Consider the following 17,003-nt stretch of genomic DNA (forward strand, 5'->3'; position numbering starts at 1 on the left):
GGGTATGGCTTTTCTATTGGATCTTATTTTACATCAGAAGAATTAAGATGCGTGTTTTTCGTTCAGACGTACAGCTTCGCTTTTTTCTTCTTTTCGAACAACGTTGAACACAATATTCAGCAGAATGGCTGTCAGGCTTCCCGCCACTATGCCGTTGTTGGTCAGGATTTTAACAGACTCGGGAAGAGCGGCGAACATATCAGGCACGGCAGTCACACCAAGTCCCATTCCTACAGAGCACGCGATAATCAGCAGGTTTTCCTGTGATGCAAACTCTACCCTGCTCAGCATCTTGATGCCGTATGCAATGACCATCCCAAACATGGCGATCATGGCTCCGCCGAGAACGGCTTCAGGAATAATGGTTGTGAATGCAGCAATTTTCGGCACAAGTCCAAGCACCATTAGCATTCCTGCTGCTGTATAAATGACATTCCTTGATTTAACGCCAGAAAGAGAAATCAAACCTACGTTTTGGGAATATGCCGTGTATGGAAAAGCATTAAAAATCGCCCCAAGCAAGTAAGCAACTCCTTCTGCACGGTACCCTTTCGCAAGATCCTCTTTTGTGATGTTCTTTTTCGTAAGATCCCCAAGCGCATAGTAAACCCCGGTTGACTCTACCAAACTGACGATAGCGACGAGGATCATTGTCAAAATCGGAGCAATCTCAAACGTCGGCGTTCCAAAGTAAAACGGCTTGCCGATCTGAAACCATCCCGCTTCAGAGACAGGCTGCAGGTCCACCTTTCCCATAACCGCAGCCGTAGCTGTTCCCGCAATCAGCCCAATCAGGATGGAAACGGCGCGGATGAAGCCGGTGAAAAATCTGTAAAGCAGAATAATAAACAGCAGAACACCAAAAGCAAGCGCAAGATTGGAAGGAGATCCAAAATCAGCGGCCCCCTGTCCGCCCGCCATATTATTCATGGCAACCGGAATCAGCGTGATTCCGATAATCGTCACGACAGATCCTGTTACAACAGGCGGGAAAAATACAGCCAGCTTCCCAAACACTGTTGAAATCAGAATGACGAAAATTCCTGAAGCTAAAATCGCACCATAGACAGAAGATATCCCGTACTCCGTCCCAATGGCGATCATTGGACCAACTGCTGTAAACGTGCATCCGAGCACAACCGGAAGACCAATTCCGAAAAACTTGTTTTTCCACACCTGCAGAAGTGTAGCAAGACCGCACATGAAAATATCAATGGAAACAAGATAAGTCAGCTGCTCAGGCGTTAATCCAAGGGCTCCGCCTACAATCAGAGGTACGATAATCGCACCTGCATACATGGCAAGAACGTGCTGAATGCCGAGTGAGAACACTTTAAAGGAATTGTTATTCATCGGACTGCCTCCGTTTCGTCAAGAAATTGCACGGCGCCGTTTTCAAGAGACTCGATTCGTGCAAGGGATTCCACGCGAAAGCCTTTTTCGCGAAGCAATTTCCCGCCGTCCTGAAACGATTTTTCAATGACGATGCCTATTCCCGCAATTTCTGCTCCGGACTGCTTCACAATCTCGGCAAGTCCAAGAGCTGCCTGTCCATTTGCCAGAAAATCGTCAATAATGAGTACACGGTCTGTTTCATTCAGATGTTCGCCTGATACAGCGATCGTGTTTTCTTCCTGCTTCGTAAATGAATAAACAGCTGCTGTGAGAAGCTTGCCCTTTAACGTAAGAGAGCTGCGCTTACGGGCAAAAACAACCGGCACGTTTAGCTCAAGCCCTGTCATCACCGACGGGGCAATCCCTGACGATTCCAGGGTAAGAATTTTCGTAATGCCTTCGTTTTTAAACCTTCCTGCAAACTCTTTTCCTACTTCTCTCATTAAAAATGGATCAATTTGATGATTTAAAAAGGAATCTACTTTCAGTACCTGATCAGAAAGCACCTTTCCTTCAAGTTTAATTTTTTCCTGCAGCATGATCATCCTATTTCCCTCCAGCTATAAAAAAACGGCATCGTCTCATAGAGTGAGACAATGCCGTTTAGAAGATAGCTTAAAAGAAGCAGGCTGCAAAACAAAGCACTGCTCACTCATAGTCAGATGATTAACGGTCATCCGGTAGAAACTTGCAGGCCATATCCCCGCGATTATATGAGTGTGCACGTTTTATTAGAATAGTAGCATTATAACAGGGTTTATTCGTTATGGGAAGAGTATTCTGCACAAAAAAGCGAATAATGGCATGTAATTTAATTCGAATTATTCGTTATTTCTGAAAAAACCAAAAGAGACCGCACGAGAACACGTGCGGCCTTTGCTTATTATTTTGCCGGCTGAAGCTGATAAAGTTTCGAGTACTTCGTCTCGAGATGATCGATTAAATACTTGGCATTCAGGCCTTCTCCAGTTACATCATGAAGGATCTCAAGCGGCTGCTTCATTTTTCCGTGCTGATGGATCTTTTCTGTCAGCCAGTTTTTAATCGTGCCGAACTCTCCGTTTTCAACAAGCTGATCAAAGTCAGGCAAGTCTTTCAGCATCGCCTGTTTAAACTGCGCGGCGTACATATAGCCAAGTGCATAGGAAGGGAAATAGCCGAACATGCCGCCGGACCAGTGAACGTCCTGAAGCACGCCTTCTGCGTCATTCGATGGCGTTACGCCAAGGTACTCTGTATATTTTTCATTCCAGATGCGCGGAAGATCCTCTACTTCGATTTCATCATTAAATAAGCCCTTCTCAATTTCATAGCGGATCATGATGTGAAGCGGATACGTCAGTTCATCTGCCTCGATGCGGATAAGAGACGGCTTGGATTCGTTGACTGCGCGGTAGAAGTCCTGGAGCGCTACATCATCAAACTGCCCGTCTGCATAGTTCTTGAGCGAATCGTAGTAGCGGTTCCAGAATCCAGGATTTTTGCCGATGAATTTCTCATAGAAAAGAGACTGCGACTCATGAATTCCCATGGATGTTCCGTCGCACAGCAGGGTTCCTTCAAGCTTTTCTGAAATGTTCTGCTCATAAAGCGCGTGACCGCATTCGTGGATTGTACCGAAAAGCGCTGTACGGAAGTCATTTTCAGCATATTTCGTAGTAACACGCACATCCCCGCGGTTAAGACTGATCGCAAATGGATGGACCGTTTCATCCAGGCGGCCTGCTTCAAAATCGTAGCCGAGCTCTTTCAGGAAGAACTCTGAGATCTGGCGCTGCTTGTCTTTTGAAATCGGCTCATACAAAAAGTGAGTTTCCGGCTGGTTCTGTGACTCTGTAATGCTTTTTACAAGAGGCACGATCCGGCTTCTCAGTTCGCCGAATACCCGGTCAAGCACTTCAACGGTTACACCCGGCTCATACTGGTCAAGGAACGTATCATATTTGTTTTCTTTGTATCCCCAGTACTCAAGAAACTTTTTGTTGGTCTCAACGAGCTTCTTTAAGTACGGTGCAAACAGGCTGAAATCCGATTTTTCCTTCGCTTCTTCCCACACGGACTCTGCTTTTGACTGAAGAATGACATATTCTTTGTATTCTTCCTGCGGGATCACTTTGCTTAGTTTGTATTCTTTCTCACTTTCAAGGGCTGCTTTGAATGTGATTTCAGAAACCTCATCCTTCGCGCTCAGAATCTGATCAATATAGGATTTCATTTCATCAGATGTCTGCATTTGGAACACTTCAGTAGATAAAATGCCAATTGCCTGCGAACGCTGTTCAATCGCTTTTTTCGGTGCTCCTGTGCGCAGATCCCAGAACATGAGCGAGATGGCTTCATTATAGCTTTTCATTTTTTGCAGGTACTCTAAAAATGACGTCTCAACGGATTGAATAGTCAATCTGATCACCCCTTCTTTAGGTATGTAAAATAGTAGTAATTTTCTAACATTTTTAGATTAAAGGAAAGAAAAGGTTTTTGTCAATGATTTTATAAACTGACGGGTCGGTTTTATTTTTGTTTGCGAATGTGTGCTTCTGGCAATTGCATACCCTCCACATCGTTTCTCGGTTTCCGGGGGTACGATTACAGCGCTTGCTTACCCTCCCAAATCGTTTCTCGGTTTCCGAGGGTACGATTCGCCCACTTGCTTACCCTCCCAAATCGTTTTTCAGTTTCCGAGGGTACGATTCGCACTCTTGCTTACCCTCCCAAATCGATTCTCGGTTTCCGAGGGTACGATTCGCCCACTTGCTTACCCTCCCAAATCGTTTTTCAGTTTCCGAGGGTACGATTCGCGCTCTTGCTTACCCTCTCAAATCGTTTCTCGGTTTTCGGGGGTACGATTCATTACGCCGAAAAAAAGAGCGAAGGGACCTCTCCCCTCGCTCTTACACTTACAATTCTTCAGCTGTCACAGGCAATATGGATTTAACTTCTTCAAGCACGTTCAAATCCTGCTTTGTGGAGAGGTAAATTGAAATCTCCCCGCTGTCAGTGCTTGTTCTGATCAGGCGGCCAATGCCCTGTTTCAGTCTCAGCATCATATACGGCATATCCACATCAGCGAACGGATCGGGCGAGCTGCTGCGTTTTGATTCAAACACCGGGTCATTTGGCGGGAACGGCAGTGACCAGATGATCACATTCGACAGGGATGCCCCAGGAATGTCAAGTCCTTCCCACAGATGCACGGCGCATAATACGGATGTCTCGTTATTCTGGAACTCAGAAACAAGCTTGCTTATTTCCTGGTCTCCTTCAAATAAGAAGCGATAATCAGCTTTATGGGCTGATGCATAACGTTTAAACACGTCAAGTTCATCTTTTGTGTTAAACAGGATGAGCGCACGGCCTCCTGATTGTTCAATTCTTTTCAATGTTTCCGCACATTTCACTTCATTGAGGGAAACAGATGCTGATACGTCTAGCAGTGAAATCTTCATGTTTTCTTCATAATCAAACGGTGACTCAACGTTCAATGACAAATAGTCTTTAATTCCAAGACTGCCCGCGATAAAATCGAACGATCCATGATTGGACAGTGTCGCAGATGAGAAGATATACGGCTTTTTCTGAGAAAATACTTTCTCTCTCAGCACTTCTTCCACTGTTCTTGGCATGATGATCAGGGAGAAATCCTGCTCTCCGTTTTCAATCCAGTGGATCGCGCCTTTTTGTTTATTAAAAAGGGAAATGGAAAATTCCATGCTGTCCAAATATTCCTCGACAATCTTTAGCTCGTAGGAATCAATGGTATACATTTCCCCTTCAAATACTAGGGCCTCGCCAATTTCAGCCAGCATCCTGTGCAGCTCAATCCCCTGTTTCCGCAGCGTATCGTTCATCACTATCCGTGAGCGGTGTGAGCCTTTTACTTCTTCTGATGCTTCAAGCAGGCTGTCGAAAAATTCCTCGTTGATGACAAGCGTGTCTTCAACTAAATGAGCAAATTCTTCCCTGATGTCATTCTGAAGCAGTCTTTCAAGCAAGATGGCAAGCGTGCTGCTTTTCACTCTGTAGGTAAGGGCTTTTTGGGCTGCATATTCAAGAAGATGCCCTTCATCGAAGACGACTGAGCTGTGTTCAGGCAGCAATGGAAGCTGTCCTTCCCGCTTTCTTGAGTCGTATGTCCAGATATGCTCCATGTAGAAATCATGAGAACAGACGATCAGGTCGGTTGCTTTGCGGTAATGCTCGCGTGAAAGCGTGAGGCCGCAGCGGTGCCTTTGGTCACATGACAGACAGTCCTGGAACGAGTCATAATTCACATGACTCCACTCTTCATCTGTCAGGTTGGGATATTCTTTACGGTCTCCGTAATGATAGAAAGACTGCATACCTGCTTTTTCATGGACAAAGCCTGGAAGCGACTCAAATAAATCAAGATACAGATCATCACCCGTCCGCTGAATCGTCTGATCCAGTTTTTTCAGGCACAGATACTGATCCTGGGATTTTCCGAGTCTTACATCAATGGTTAAATCCAGATGCTTTCTCAGCTTTGCAATATCCCCTTCATTTTTAACAAGCTGTTCAATCAATGTTTCATCCGCACATGCAATAACAGCAGGTTTTCCGGTGTAGCGTGCATAGCTGATCGCATAAAGCAGATACACCAGTGTTTTTCCCGTTCCAACTCCAGCTTCTGCGAACATGACACTCTTTTCGCGGAATGCCCGTTCAAGCTGAAACGCCATAAAAATTTGTTCATCTCTAAGTTCAAAGCCTTTTTCAGGCAAAATATCGTAAAATACATCTCCGATCCAATTGTTCAGCCCTTCATAGAAGGTTTCATTTTTGGAAACAGCAAATGGCAGACGTGACGTCGGCATGTATTAGATCCCCCGCAATCATTTATACTCAAACAACTATTTTCTCATTTGTCGATCGGTTCGTCAACTGCTTCTGAGCTGAATATGACCCTGAATTCAGGAGCCATGAAAAAAGACAGGCTTTCATCATATGAAAGCCTATCTCAGCGGTCGTAAAGCGTATCAATCATTACCTTTTGGTCAATCGCAGAAGCATGTGCCACTGCTTTTAGAAAATCGGCTCTCGCACTGCCGAGCGATGCTTGAGCAGCTGCTTCATGGCCATTCTCAATGAGAGACAAATAAGTTGATGACAGCGCTTTGGATATTAGATTAAAATCATTGTTTTCGCCCAGAATCACTCACTCCTTGAAAAGAAATCAATACTGTTTCTAGTGTATTCAAGGAGAGATGCTTCTATACCTGTTTTCTGTCTCTTGGCGGGCGTTTACCCCAGTACTGATAATAATCCGTTTCAATAAATCCGTTAAAGAGCTTGCGTTTTTTTGTTGCCTGCCTGCCGTAAAAATCTTCAAATCCTTTATGGGAAGTCAGCATATAAACAGACCACGTCTCAAGAGGCAGCAGAGCGCGTCCCATTCCTTTGTACAGCTGCTCAACTTCTTCTTTTTCTCCAAGTCTTTCCCCGTATGGAGGGTTTCCAACGATTACGCCATACTCTTTTCGGGTTGTGAAATCGCTGACCTGCATTTGCTTGAATTGAATGATGCCGCCAAGGCCTGCTTCATCCGCATTTTCCTCCGCAATGGAGATCATGCGGTGGTCAATGTCATGTCCTGAAATATCAAGCTCGAGATCATAATTCGCCAGGTCTTCAGCTTCTGTGCGTGCTTGATTCCAATGGCTTTTTCCGATAATATCCCATTGTTCGGAAACGAATTCCCGGTTAAACCCGGGGGCAATGTTCTGTCCGATTAGTGCCGCTTCAATCGGGATTGTACCCGATCCGCAGAAAGGATCTACAAATGGACGGTCAGGCGTCCAGTTTGTCAACATGACAAGAGCAGCAGCCAGTGTTTCCTTAAGAGGCGCCCCTCCCTGGTCAAGCCTGAAGCCGCGCTTGTGAAGCCCTGCGCCGCTTGTATCAATCGTCAAGGTCGCTACATCTTTTAAGAGGGCAATTTCCACTTTATAAAGCGGACCTGATTCCTCGTACCACTCTGAAGTAATCTTATACTGTTGCTTCAGTTTTTCGGCAATTGCCTTTTTCACGATACGCTGACAGTCAGGTACACTGTAGAGCTTTGATTTTACCGATTTACCCGTGACAGGAAATTCTGCCTGGCGTGGAATAATTGCTCCCCAGTCAAGGGCCTTTGTTTTTTCAAACAGATCGTCAAAAGAGTAGGCTTTAAATTCGCCCACTTTCAGCTTTACGCGGTCAGCTGTGCGAAGCCATAAATTCAGACGGGGAATGTCCTTTGGATCCGCCTCAAATGTCACTTTGCCGTTATCGGTCGTGCATTCATATCCAAGATCCCGCACTTCTTTGGCAACAAGCGCCTCAAGTCCCATGGCAGCTGTTGCGATCAATGTCACCTTACTCATTGCATCACCTTCTAAATCAGACTGCAGGACAGGCCTGCAGATCATTTTTAATTTCATTTTATTTTGCACATAGTGCACGCAGCTCAAACTTCCTTTGACAGTCGGCCGGCTGTGGTTTTCTATGCTCAGTTATATGAGCTGGGCTATTCCGCTTTTCTCATTGTCCAGCTGCGCCTCCTAGTCCTTCTGTCAGAACAAAATCCCCGAAAAAGTCAAAACCGGACTTTTCCGGTGATTTCTTATCTGACTGAAAGGATTGAACAGTCGGCTCCGCTTTTCTGTATTGTCCAGTTCCATCGCCCAACTCCTCCGTCAGAACAAAATCCCCCAAAAAGTCAAAACCGGACTTTTCGGGTGATTTCTTTTCTGCCTGTCGGAGCTGAACGGGCGACTCCACTTTTCTTTATGTAAATGAAAAGCTCTCATCACATATGAAGAGAGCCTGTTTTAAACATGTTAAGTTTACCTGAAATAACGTTCTGTAAGCCATGTTTTGTCCCTTTGTACTGCAAACGGCCGGTATCACCTCGTACTCCGGTGGTAATCATCTATCTACGGAAGCTTAAAGCTTCCGGCCTTCTCCGTGTTCAGTTCCTAAGAGAAGGTGCCCCTACCTATATTTGGGTTTCTCGCTCGAGGGGTTTACCGCGTTCCACTCCTCAGGTTTCCCTGAGGACTACGTCACTGTGGCACTTTCAAGGTAGCAGAGCCATATCCGAAGACTTAGGCCCCTTCCCTGCCGTCAGCCGGATCACCCGGCTGCCCTAGCTTATGACTTCGCTAGGCACGAACACTACGGGCATCTCAGCACCGTGCGAGCATGGACTTTCCTCTACAGCCCTAAAGACTGCAGCGATTACCTGAACGTTATTATTTTTTAAGAGCAAGTACTAGTATAGTTAATTACAGAAAAGATTGCAAGAGCAAATAGTGGAAATCAATCGTAAAGCTTGCTTCCGAAAACATGCTTTTCAAGGTTTGACAAACGTTTCAGAATATCAAAGTTTGTCGTGTTTGTCTGTACAGGCTGAACCTGCTTTCGGTTGAACGAGTCTTCAAGCTGTTTTGTCAGACGCAGGTTTTCCTGCTGAAGCTCTTCGATTTCCTGATGAAACGTTTCATAGTCCTTGATGATCAAATCAAGAAACTTATCCACGTCTTCCTGTTTGTAGCCGCGCATTCCCTGTTTAAATTCTTTTTCTAAGATTTCTTTCGCCGTTAATTTAATTTTATCGGAAAGCATCTCTTTCACCTCGTCACACTGAAATCATCTTTTCATATTTTTTCATAATCCTGATGCCGTTGTCAATTTTCTTCCGTTATTCGCCTGTCCAAAAATGATCCTTGCTTTGCTCTTCTTCCACAATGAGCTGCAGATCTGCAAAAGAAATTGTCATAATGGTATATCCGCCGGACTCAGCCTTTTTTCTGGCGGTCTCGAGCAAATATTTTGGAGACCCAGGGTTTTCTTCGTCATAAACCAGCAGGAGTCCTTCACTTTTTGAAACAAAAAATTCATTTTTCAGCCTGAACTGATTTGGATTATCATATTTTCTTTTTGTGATGCTGTCAACAAAGTCGGCTGATGACATAATGTATTCATAATATTCTTTATTGTCTTCATTCCATTTTTCTTCCTGCTCCAAAAATGGAGTCAGAATGCCGAGCTTTAGTTCATCATACTCTACCTGCAAATCAAAGACAACCTCTGCAGCCCAGAGCTCTATTCCGAGCTGGCCGCTGATGAGCACCCACTCGAGTCCTTCTTCTGCAAGCGGCCGCAGGGACTTTTCAATGGCTTTTTTTATATAGGCGACTCCCGGATCATCATTTTTAAAGATGCCGAGTTCAAAAGGTTTGTATCCGGATACGGTCAGGACCTTCATTATGTATGTCTCCCTTCAAAGAAGATAGGAGCTGACAATTGCATCAGCTCCTAAGGTGAGGTATTAACGGCCGTAAGGACTCATAGGAGGTCTTCCGCCGCCGCAGTTAAATTGTTGGTTTGATACAGAGTTTACCATAGAATTTGTTTGAGGGAAAAAATGCTTGTGCTGAATGTTCTGGTGGTTAACGACAGTTGTGTGAGTCGGGTGGATATGAGGAACAACTGTTGTAGAGAAAGTATGCTGCACGCAGCATTTTGTCGGATGAACAATCGGCGGACACATTTTGACAGGTCCCATCGGCATCATCGGCATTTGTGCACCTGCCACCATATTTGGAGCTGGCATGTTTGGTCCCATTTGTGCACCTGCCACCATATTTGGAGCTGGCATGTTCATTTGAGCTCCGCCTACCATATTCGGCATGTTCGGTCCCATCTGAGCGCCGCCCACCATATTAGGAGGCATGTTGTTATTTGGCATCATGTTTGTTTGTCTCCTTTCCTTCATTTCTTATCTGTCTTACAGTGATAGTCTATGAAGCAAGGAGTGTACATGTACTGATGCAATAACCTATTTTTTACAAGAATGCATAGAAACTGTCTTTGAAGTTTGAAAAGATGAAGACTGTTGCAAATAAAACGATGAAAAACAAGTAGAAGATGCCTTTGTACATGATCGTGCTCACCCCGGTTATTAATGTTTACAGTCCCTAATTTTACACACATCTTCACCGTTCTACAATTACTTGAATGCCCATCTTATAAATTTCACAATATCGACAAATTTTACGCGAAAAAGAGCGGATTTTGCGGTTCCCCGGGGAATAATCACCCCATTTTATTCCCCAGCCTCTTCATTCTTTTTAAAAGCTCTGCTTTCTCTTTTTCTGAATCGGTTTTCAGTGCCTGATCCTTTTCCTTTACCGCAAGATAAGCGGATGTGGCAAATGAAAGGGCCTTTTTTGAATCTTTCTCCTTGTGTTCATAATACTTCGCCGCTTCCACTGATGCCTTTATCTTATATTTCAAGCTGCCCGCTTTTGCGCAAGAGAGGAAAATCGGCAGTGCTTCGTCCATCCTGTTGTTCTTTTTCAGCTGCATCGCCATCTCAAATTTCGCTTCATATTCCCTCTCTGAGCCTGATTCTGCTGCAGCTTTAAATGTGTCGAAGGCTGCCGCCTTTTCACCTGCTGAAAGCAGCCAGCGTGCGACTTCATATTGCTCGATGCCGGTTGCTTCGACAGAGGGAAACAAAATTCTGTGTGTGAGATGCGTGTAGAGAGTGATGAGTGAAAGGATATCAACTTCATTATGTGTCAGCACACCGCTGATGTGATCTGGATCCTGGGACTGTACATAGCTGAAATACAGCATGGGGGCAAGATAGCCCGGAACATCATGCTCCCTCACGATTCCAAGAATCTCCTTCTCCACATGACTCAATTTAACTGATTCAAGCCTTGTTTTCCAAAGCCTTCTGGCCGCATGGAAAAGATCGAAATGGCCGAAGGAAGGAAGCTTCGGCACCTGATCTTTAATCAGCGTATGCCGCGTTTTCACCTGAGGCCAGTCAAAGGCTTTACCGTTATAAGTGACAAGGGTTTTCGTATTGACCCGGCTCAGAAAACTTTGATAAAGCGCTACTTCATTTCCGGGTTTCGGCAGAAAATGCTGAACAACTTTCACTTTATCGTCAAATACCTGCGCATGACCAAGCAGAAAAATCGTATTTCCCGCTCCTCCCCCAAGACCTGTCGTTTCTGTGTCAAAGAAAAAGAGATCGTGCGATTGATGCTCTTTGGAAGAAAGCGGATGAAGGCTGTCTCTCTCATTCCACAGGGAAACCGCTCTATGAAATTCACCTAGCTGATAGAGGCCGTGCTGAAAAGAAAGATCATATGTCCTTTCCCTTACAAGACAGTACTCACCATCGAACCAGAATGGTTTGGCGTCAAGTTCTTCCCACTTTGAAAGGTGCGAAACATTTTCTTCCGGCTCCCTTTTGACAGTCTCTGTTTTCTCTTCCAGCGACATATGTGATTTTAATCGGTTTAGCTTTCCTTTTAACGACAAGAATCTTCGGCTCCTTTAAGACCGTTTATTAAGTAAAGGGTATCCTTCTTCTGATGGTCGGATCCTTCCAGGCCAGTGCACGACGGACAGCCTGTTTCACAGGGGCATCCGCTGATCATGGCATACGTTTCAGAGAGCACGATTTCCATTGTTTCAAAGACTTTCCCTGCAAGACCGACTCCGCCGGGATATTTATCATAGAGAAAAACGGTAGGCTGGTCGTTATGCGTCGCCTTCATTTGCGGAACAACGCTTATATCTGACGGGTCACACATGACGCTGATCGGAACAATATGCTTTAAGGCATGCGAAAGACCGAGAAGGGCTTCTTCGAGCCTGTCTTTCTTCAGCATTCCGGCAAGTCCATCCGAAAGGCTGATCCACGCAGCATTCGTGTGCAATTCTTCTTCAGGAAGGTGAATCGGGCCTGATCCGATATTCTCATGCGTGTCAAACTTGATCTTTTTAAAAATGGTCGCCATCGCCTGAACCGTTACATCCCCGTAGCCAAGATGGTGGCTATCTCCCGCTCTCGTTTTGTCTTCTTCAAGCACTTTCAGCTGCACGGCAAGATTTGCATCTGTAAAATAATCAACATCCACTTCTCTTACAAAGGCTTTTTTCTCTTCCCAGTCGAGCATCTCCACCTGATACTGAATGCCCTGATGAAGGTAGATCGCTTCATCATGAAGCAGGGTCATGGCGCTGAATCTGTCCATCTCCCCGATGACTTTGACATTTGCAATATCCGACTGGTCAATGATGATGACATTTTCCTGTGAAGCCGATCTCAGACTGATGTTATGGGCCGGGAAAGAATCGTTCATCCAGTGATATTTGTCTCTGTTAAAATATAGAACTTTCTCCTCTGCCAGGAATTCGAGAATTTCCTCGATATCCATTTGCCCGAATGATTCATCTTTTTTGAATGGCAGTTCAAACGCAGCACATTTGATATGATCCACAAGAACAATGAGATTGTCCGGATTAATGATGGCCGTTTCCGGATTCTGCCTGAAAAAATAATCCGGGTGCTGAATGATGTACTGATCAATTGGAGTCGATCCCGCCACCATCACAATCAGGGCTTCCCCGCTTCTTCTTCCGGCCCGGCCAGCCTGCTGCCAGGCACTCGCGATCGTTCCCGGATAGCCTGTCATAATGCACACCTGCAGCTGCCCGATATCAACTCCGAGTTCAAGGGCGTTTGTGCTGACAACGCCGAGAATCTCCCCGTTCCTCAGCCCTTTTTCAATTTCGCGCCTTTGTTTTGGCAGATAACCTCCCCTGTAGCCGCGTATCGTCTTCTTTCCAAGCTCCCCCTTGATCAGCTCCTGCAAGTACGTCAAGATAATTTCAACACGCACCCTGCTCCTTGCAAAAACGATTGTCTGAATTTTATTTTTCAGGAGCTCTGATGCTATCTTTCTGACTTCAAGTGTAGCGCTTTTCCGGATATTCAGCGGCTTGTTGACGATTGGGGGATTGTAAAAAAGAAAGTGTTTTTTCCCCGAGGGGGCCCCGTTATCATCAACGAGCACCACGTCTTCTCCAAGCAGCTCTTCAGCAAGCTCCTTAGGATTGGCAATCGTTGCTGATGTGCAGATAAAGACCGGATCGCTTCCATAAAAACGGCATATGCGTTTTAGCCTGCGGATCACATTGGCAACATGGCTGCCGAATATTCCCCTGTAAATATGAAGTTCATCAATGATGATATACTTCAAGTTTTCAAAAAGGGAAACCCATTTTGTATGATGGGGCAAAATCGCCGAGTGAAGCATATCAGGATTTGTCATGACAATGTGACCCGCCTTGCGGATGACATTCCTGATTGTCGGAGCGGTGTCTCCATCATAGGTGTAGGAGTTGATTGGAACGCCAAGTTCTGTAATCAGCTCATTTAATTCGCTCTTCTGGTCCTGGGCGAGTGCTTTGGTAGGAAATAAATAAAGGGCCCTGCTGCTTTCATCTTGAACAATCTGCTGCAAAACCGGGAGATTGTAGCAGAGCGTTTTCCCTGAAGCAGTCGGAGTGACGGCAACAAAGCTTTTTCTGCTGCGTGCAAGCTCATAGGCCGTTGCCTGATGGGTATAAAGAGACTCTATGCCTCTTGCTGCAAGCGCCTCTCTTAACCTGCTGTCAACAGAAGACGGCATTTCGGCTGTTCTTGCTTCTTTTGGTTCTATCGTATGAGCATGGACAATCTGCTCTTTAAATTCTTCATCGCGTTTTAAAAAATCAATAATCTCTGACAGTGACTGCTTTCTTCGCACCCTGATCACCTCTTTCTCCATTTTAACAGAATAGATGTTCGTTTTTAAGCAAAACAGACGATAACATAAAAAAAGCAGGCGCGATGCCTGCTCCGTTCTGCACTTATTTAACCTTGATGTCAAACACTTTATCTTTTCCGCCGTTCACCTGTCCGACAGGAGCTTTCTGAACACTTTCCACAATATCGCCATTTGTAATGATGATTGGAGTGATCGTGCTTGCTGCTTTTTCTTTGATCAGATCAAGATCAAACGAAATCAGTTTATCTCCCGGCTTGACGCTGTCTCCTTCTTTGACAAACGCTTCAAATCCTTCTCCGTTCATAGCCACCGTTTCAAGGCCGATGTGAAGAAGAATCTCCATGCCCGTCTGGCTTCTGATGCCGATCGCATGCTTTGTGTGGAAGAGCTGAATGATCTCTCCCTCAACAGGTGACACCAGGATCCCTTCTGAAGGTTCAATCGCCATTCCATCGCCCATCATTTTCTGGGAGAAAACAGGATCCGGAACTTCTTCTAATTGCAAAAGCTTTCCTGTTAATGGTGCAAATACTGTTTCTTCTGTCTGTTTTTCCGTTTTTTTACTGCCGAATAGTTTTTTAAGCATGGCTCTGCTCCTTTTCTGCATTGAATTCTACTTTAGAAATACCCCTGTCTCCCTGAAATTAAACGCTTCTCACTTCACCCGTCCCTTTATAATTATCATCATTTAACCATAAAACGCCTGAATCAAGCAACCAATTTACAGTGCCATGCATATTTTAGCCTAAAAGCATGCTTTATCCTCATTTAAAAGGAGACACGGCAGATGAGTGAAAAAAATCACAACCCGTTATATGAACTTGCGGAGCAGTTCTTCGGTGACAGCTCATTTAAACAGAACGTACTGGAGTTTGAGAAAGTATTTCAGGAGCAGATGAATACGGCTTATATGAAAGTATCCTCATGGGAAGAGGATAATCGCTATTTTGTAAAAGCAGAGTTTCCCGGATTGAAAAAAGAGCAGATCAAAATTGAATTTCATGACCTTTGCCTGTCCCTGACCGTCAGCCACAAGGAAGAATTAAATCTCAGCCATATAAATGGATCTGCTTACTCGCAGACGAGAAAACAAATGACAAAAACCATTCTATTGCCTAAGTCGCCGAAGATGGACGAAGTGGATGCCGCTTTTCAAAATGGCTGCCTGCTCATATCCTTTCCGCTCAGCTGACCAGATTTTAACACAATAAAATTCCCCCTGCTTATGAAAACTACTAGCAGGAGGTGCTTTTATGAAGGAACATGAAAAAAGAATCAGCGCAGAGCCGTCGGGGTCTCCGATGCTTGTTATAAAAACAAATCTGGATGAAGGTGCGGCCTCGGAAAATCCATACGCATCCGGCAGTGATCCGGGAAAAGTGAAAGAATTCTTTGAGGATCCGTCCTGATGGAACAGTCACTGTCATATTTAAGAGAAGCCCTTTCCAATTATCTGGAGGAGCATGAAACCAGCAGGCACATTTATTTCAAACTCTCCAGGGAATCCTTTACAGATGAAAAGCAATTCATCAGGATGCTTTCTGAAAAAGAGCAGATGTTCTTAAATAAAATGCTCCCGTATGAAATAAAGCATGCGATGGGCGAGCAGGACTATGTCAGGATGAATCAGCTGAATGACGTTTATGAGGAGCTGCTGTAATGAAAAAAGATGCGGGACTCCAACCCTTCAGCACGACAAATGCAGAGGAAGTTAAAAGATTGAATGCCGCTTCAGGCTTGTCCTATTCTGAAGTTAAAAAAAGGCTGGAGGAAAGATTAAATGAAAAGAAGTAAACACAGGCAAAGACGCATAAGGTTATGCGTCTTTGTTTTTGCCGTCCGCGTTTCGTTCGAGAACAGATTGTTTATACGCCTGATGAGTGGTGATGGCCGCTCCTGCCGCGATAAAACCGTTGGCAATGCTGCTGACTGAAAAACCCAGTGTGAAAATACTTGCGATAATGCCGGCTCCGAGGAGAATCCAAACAATCATCCAGTCCTGCACATTAGGAGTCCGCTTTAAAGCATACCCTAAGATCATGAGGGCCGGAACGACAATCACGAGCTGGGGGTGAACATTGATCTGATCAAACAGACTTGAGAGCGCTGCAGAAACCATGCTTATCCACCTCATTTATAGCTTAATGCAGCTTATACTTTAAACATGGATGTGACCCCTTTTACAAGAGAACTCACCTGATTAACGGCTCCCATCATCTGCCCTGCCGTATCCATTACTTTGTTGAAATCCATCTGACCATCCGGCTTTTTAAACTGGGACATCACTGTAGAAATGCCTCCCTGCTGATTTTTCGCTGCAGGTACCGGTTTTGGGTATGGATTTGCATACATTGCTTGCGGCATCATATTCTGCTGGGGCTGCTGCATCATAAACCCCTGTGTCTGATAGCCGTATGGCGGCATCTGGGACTGCTGATAGAAGGCTTGATTTTGCTGCACTTGCTGATAGGTATGCTGATTTTGAGGCAAATATGCCGGATTTTCATATGGTGCATAGCCTTCATATGGATAGTAATAGCTAATTCTCTCTTCTTTCTTTTTTCTGCGGTTTTTAAATGAACTCATTTCTTGAGAATACATAACAGATCTCCTTTCAGCATAATGGGCTATTTCATACATATGCAAAAGAAAAGACTGCCGTGCGTGTCTAAAAGAAATTGTCAACTCTTGTCGGAAGTTTAAATTATTTGAAAAATCGAGATAAAAATTTCCCGTGATACCATTAAAGCAAGGGAATGGGAGGAGATACACGATGAATCTGCAGAGCATACAATCCGCTTTTTTAGAAACAAAGAAGTATGAACCGACCAGCATCAGCGAATTAATGAATTTTATCAAAACGCTTTATATCAAGGGTGAGATGACCATCAGCGAATACAGGACGGCTGTCATGTACCTTGAAGCCTCAGAACTTGAAAAGATAAGCAACTGATGACTGAGAGGGGA

The 17,003-nt window shown here is 44.8% G+C and carries 20 protein-coding genes, 1 other RNA gene and 1 riboswitch; of the genes, 5 read left to right on the forward strand and 16 right to left on the reverse strand.

Going from position 1 to position 17,003, the window contains the following annotated elements; genetic code table 11:
• Positions 1 to 42: 42 nt before the first annotated feature.
• The 14 genes from ACK1LH_RS12480 to ACK1LH_RS12545 all read right to left on the reverse strand — a co-directional run bounded on the left by ACK1LH_RS12480 (position 43) and on the right by ACK1LH_RS12545 (position 14,622).
• Entirely contained in the window at positions 43 to 1,353 is a 1,311-nt protein-coding gene (locus ACK1LH_RS12480; protein WP_411333229.1) for a nucleobase:cation symporter-2 family protein, read from the reverse strand.
• Positions 1,350 to 1,940 (reverse strand): xanthine phosphoribosyltransferase, encoded by a 591-nt coding sequence (locus tag ACK1LH_RS12485; protein ID WP_282034139.1) that lies wholly within the window; start codon positions 1,938 to 1,940, stop codon positions 1,350 to 1,352. Before ACK1LH_RS12485 ends, ACK1LH_RS12480 begins: the two co-directional genes overlap by 4 nt.
• A 90-nt stretch (positions 1,941 to 2,030) precedes the next feature.
• A riboswitch (purine riboswitch) is annotated at positions 2,031 to 2,132 on the reverse strand.
• Between the two features lie 146 nt (positions 2,133 to 2,278).
• On the reverse strand, positions 2,279 to 3,802 hold the full coding sequence (locus ACK1LH_RS12490) for a carboxypeptidase M32 (protein ID WP_411335098.1): 1,524 nt from the start codon (positions 3,800 to 3,802) through the stop codon (positions 2,279 to 2,281).
• 490 nt (positions 3,803 to 4,292) lie between these two features.
• Positions 4,293 to 6,230, reverse strand: coding sequence for an ATP-dependent DNA helicase (locus tag ACK1LH_RS12495; protein ID WP_411333231.1), 1,938 nt, complete (start codon positions 6,228 to 6,230; stop codon positions 4,293 to 4,295).
• Positions 6,231 to 6,373: 143 nt separating this feature from the next.
• On the reverse strand, positions 6,374 to 6,571 hold the full coding sequence (locus tag ACK1LH_RS12500) for a hypothetical protein (protein ID WP_029280361.1): 198 nt from the start codon (positions 6,569 to 6,571) through the stop codon (positions 6,374 to 6,376).
• 55 nt (positions 6,572 to 6,626) lie between these two features.
• Entirely contained in the window at positions 6,627 to 7,778 is a 1,152-nt protein-coding gene (locus tag ACK1LH_RS12505; RefSeq protein WP_411333232.1) for a class I SAM-dependent RNA methyltransferase, read from the reverse strand.
• Positions 7,779 to 7,935: 157 nt separating this feature from the next.
• Positions 7,936 to 8,109: a hypothetical protein gene (locus tag ACK1LH_RS12510; protein WP_411333234.1), complete on the reverse strand. Its 174-nt coding sequence runs from the start codon at positions 8,107 to 8,109 to the stop codon at positions 7,936 to 7,938.
• A gap of 146 nt (positions 8,110 to 8,255) precedes the next feature.
• Positions 8,256 to 8,646: RNase P RNA component class B (gene rnpB, locus ACK1LH_RS12515), an RNA gene on the reverse strand.
• Positions 8,647 to 8,715: 69 nt separating this feature from the next.
• On the reverse strand, positions 8,716 to 9,021 hold the full coding sequence (gene gpsB / locus ACK1LH_RS12520; protein ID WP_029280358.1) for a cell division regulator GpsB: 306 nt from the start codon (positions 9,019 to 9,021) through the stop codon (positions 8,716 to 8,718).
• A 76-nt stretch (positions 9,022 to 9,097) separates the two neighbouring features.
• Complete coding sequence (locus tag ACK1LH_RS12525) at positions 9,098 to 9,664, reverse strand: DUF1273 domain-containing protein (protein ID WP_411333235.1); 567 nt, start codon at positions 9,662 to 9,664, stop codon at positions 9,098 to 9,100.
• 63 nt (positions 9,665 to 9,727) lie between these two features.
• Positions 9,728 to 10,150, reverse strand: a complete 423-nt coding sequence (locus ACK1LH_RS12530) for a spore coat protein (protein ID WP_320155872.1) — start codon at positions 10,148 to 10,150, stop codon at positions 9,728 to 9,730.
• A gap of 344 nt (positions 10,151 to 10,494) precedes the next feature.
• On the reverse strand, positions 10,495 to 11,739 hold the full coding sequence (locus tag ACK1LH_RS12535; RefSeq protein WP_411333237.1) for a ribonuclease H-like domain-containing protein: 1,245 nt from the start codon (positions 11,737 to 11,739) through the stop codon (positions 10,495 to 10,497).
• Complete coding sequence (locus ACK1LH_RS12540) at positions 11,730 to 14,015, reverse strand: DEAD/DEAH box helicase (protein ID WP_411333239.1); 2,286 nt, start codon at positions 14,013 to 14,015, stop codon at positions 11,730 to 11,732. The genes ACK1LH_RS12535 and ACK1LH_RS12540 overlap by 10 nt, the downstream gene beginning before the upstream one ends.
• 103 nt (positions 14,016 to 14,118) lie before the next feature.
• A complete protein-coding gene (locus ACK1LH_RS12545; protein WP_029566021.1) occupies positions 14,119 to 14,622 on the reverse strand; it encodes a PTS glucose transporter subunit IIA in 504 nt (167 codons plus the stop codon).
• Between the two features lie 201 nt (positions 14,623 to 14,823).
• Here ACK1LH_RS12545 and ACK1LH_RS12550 point away from each other — a divergent pair, with 201 nt between their 5' ends.
• The 4 genes from ACK1LH_RS12550 to ACK1LH_RS12565 all read left to right on the forward strand — a co-directional run bounded on the left by ACK1LH_RS12550 (position 14,824) and on the right by ACK1LH_RS12565 (position 15,830).
• Entirely contained in the window at positions 14,824 to 15,228 is a 405-nt protein-coding gene (locus tag ACK1LH_RS12550; RefSeq protein ID WP_411333241.1) for an Hsp20/alpha crystallin family protein, read from the forward strand.
• A 61-nt stretch (positions 15,229 to 15,289) separates the two neighbouring features.
• Positions 15,290 to 15,445 carry a hypothetical protein gene (locus tag ACK1LH_RS12555; protein WP_168713767.1) on the forward strand — a complete coding sequence of 52 codons (156 nt, stop codon included), beginning with the start codon at positions 15,290 to 15,292 and terminating at the stop codon, positions 15,443 to 15,445.
• Positions 15,445 to 15,696 carry a hypothetical protein gene (locus ACK1LH_RS12560; protein WP_029280346.1) on the forward strand — a complete coding sequence of 84 codons (252 nt, stop codon included), beginning with the start codon at positions 15,445 to 15,447 and terminating at the stop codon, positions 15,694 to 15,696. Before ACK1LH_RS12555 ends, ACK1LH_RS12560 begins: the two co-directional genes overlap by 1 nt.
• Complete coding sequence (locus ACK1LH_RS12565; protein ID WP_411333243.1) at positions 15,696 to 15,830, forward strand: hypothetical protein; 135 nt, start codon at positions 15,696 to 15,698, stop codon at positions 15,828 to 15,830. Before ACK1LH_RS12560 ends, ACK1LH_RS12565 begins: the two co-directional genes overlap by 1 nt.
• A gap of 22 nt (positions 15,831 to 15,852) precedes the next feature.
• Here ACK1LH_RS12565 and ACK1LH_RS12570 read toward each other — a convergent pair whose 3' ends face one another.
• On the reverse strand, positions 15,853 to 16,155 hold the full coding sequence (locus tag ACK1LH_RS12570; protein ID WP_029566022.1) for a phage holin family protein: 303 nt from the start codon (positions 16,153 to 16,155) through the stop codon (positions 15,853 to 15,855).
• A gap of 32 nt (positions 16,156 to 16,187) precedes the next feature.
• Positions 16,188 to 16,637, reverse strand: coding sequence for a YppG family protein (locus tag ACK1LH_RS12575; RefSeq protein WP_051827262.1), 450 nt, complete (start codon positions 16,635 to 16,637; stop codon positions 16,188 to 16,190).
• Between the two features lie 172 nt (positions 16,638 to 16,809).
• Between ACK1LH_RS12575 and yppF the strand changes: the two genes are divergently transcribed.
• Positions 16,810 to 16,989 carry a YppF family protein gene (gene yppF, locus ACK1LH_RS12580; RefSeq protein ID WP_029280340.1) on the forward strand — a complete coding sequence of 60 codons (180 nt, stop codon included), beginning with the start codon at positions 16,810 to 16,812 and terminating at the stop codon, positions 16,987 to 16,989.
• Positions 16,990 to 17,003 lie beyond the last annotated feature (14 nt).

It is taken from the genome of Metabacillus indicus (genome assembly GCF_046603695.1).
GTDB lineage: Bacteria > Bacillota > Bacilli > Bacillales > Bacillaceae > Bacillus_P > Bacillus_P indicus.

Bases quoted from the DNA above. Each gene is read 5' to 3' on its own strand.
- ACK1LH_RS12575 (WP_051827262.1), bottom strand. From the start codon at position 16,637: ATGTATTCTCAAGAAATGAGTTCATTTAAAAACCGCAGAAAAAAGAAA.
- ACK1LH_RS12530 (WP_320155872.1), bottom strand. From the start codon at position 10,150: ATGATGCCAAATAACAACATGCCTCCTAATATGGTGGGCGGCGCTCAG.
- gpsB (WP_029280358.1), bottom strand. From the start codon at position 9,021: ATGCTTTCCGATAAAATTAAATTAACGGCGAAAGAAATCTTAGAAAAA.
- ACK1LH_RS12545 (WP_029566021.1), bottom strand. From the start codon at position 14,622: ATGCTTAAAAAACTATTCGGCAGTAAAAAAACGGAAAAACAGACAGAA.
- ACK1LH_RS12495 (WP_411333231.1), bottom strand. From the start codon at position 6,230: ATGCCGACGTCACGTCTGCCATTTGCTGTTTCCAAAAATGAAACCTTC.
- yppF (WP_029280340.1), top strand. From the start codon at position 16,810: ATGAATCTGCAGAGCATACAATCCGCTTTTTTAGAAACAAAGAAGTAT.
- ACK1LH_RS12525 (WP_411333235.1), bottom strand. From the start codon at position 9,664: ATGAAGGTCCTGACCGTATCCGGATACAAACCTTTTGAACTCGGCATC.
- ACK1LH_RS12480 (WP_411333229.1), bottom strand. From the start codon at position 1,353: ATGAATAACAATTCCTTTAAAGTGTTCTCACTCGGCATTCAGCACGTT.
- ACK1LH_RS12560 (WP_029280346.1), top strand. From the start codon at position 15,445: ATGGAACAGTCACTGTCATATTTAAGAGAAGCCCTTTCCAATTATCTG.
- ACK1LH_RS12555 (WP_168713767.1), top strand. From the start codon at position 15,290: ATGAAGGAACATGAAAAAAGAATCAGCGCAGAGCCGTCGGGGTCTCCG.
- ACK1LH_RS12565 (WP_411333243.1), top strand. From the start codon at position 15,696: ATGAAAAAAGATGCGGGACTCCAACCCTTCAGCACGACAAATGCAGAG.
- ACK1LH_RS12570 (WP_029566022.1), bottom strand. From the start codon at position 16,155: ATGGTTTCTGCAGCGCTCTCAAGTCTGTTTGATCAGATCAATGTTCAC.
- ACK1LH_RS12505 (WP_411333232.1), bottom strand. From the start codon at position 7,778: ATGAGTAAGGTGACATTGATCGCAACAGCTGCCATGGGACTTGAGGCG.
- ACK1LH_RS12550 (WP_411333241.1), top strand. From the start codon at position 14,824: ATGAGTGAAAAAAATCACAACCCGTTATATGAACTTGCGGAGCAGTTC.
- ACK1LH_RS12485 (WP_282034139.1), bottom strand. From the start codon at position 1,940: ATGATCATGCTGCAGGAAAAAATTAAACTTGAAGGAAAGGTGCTTTCT.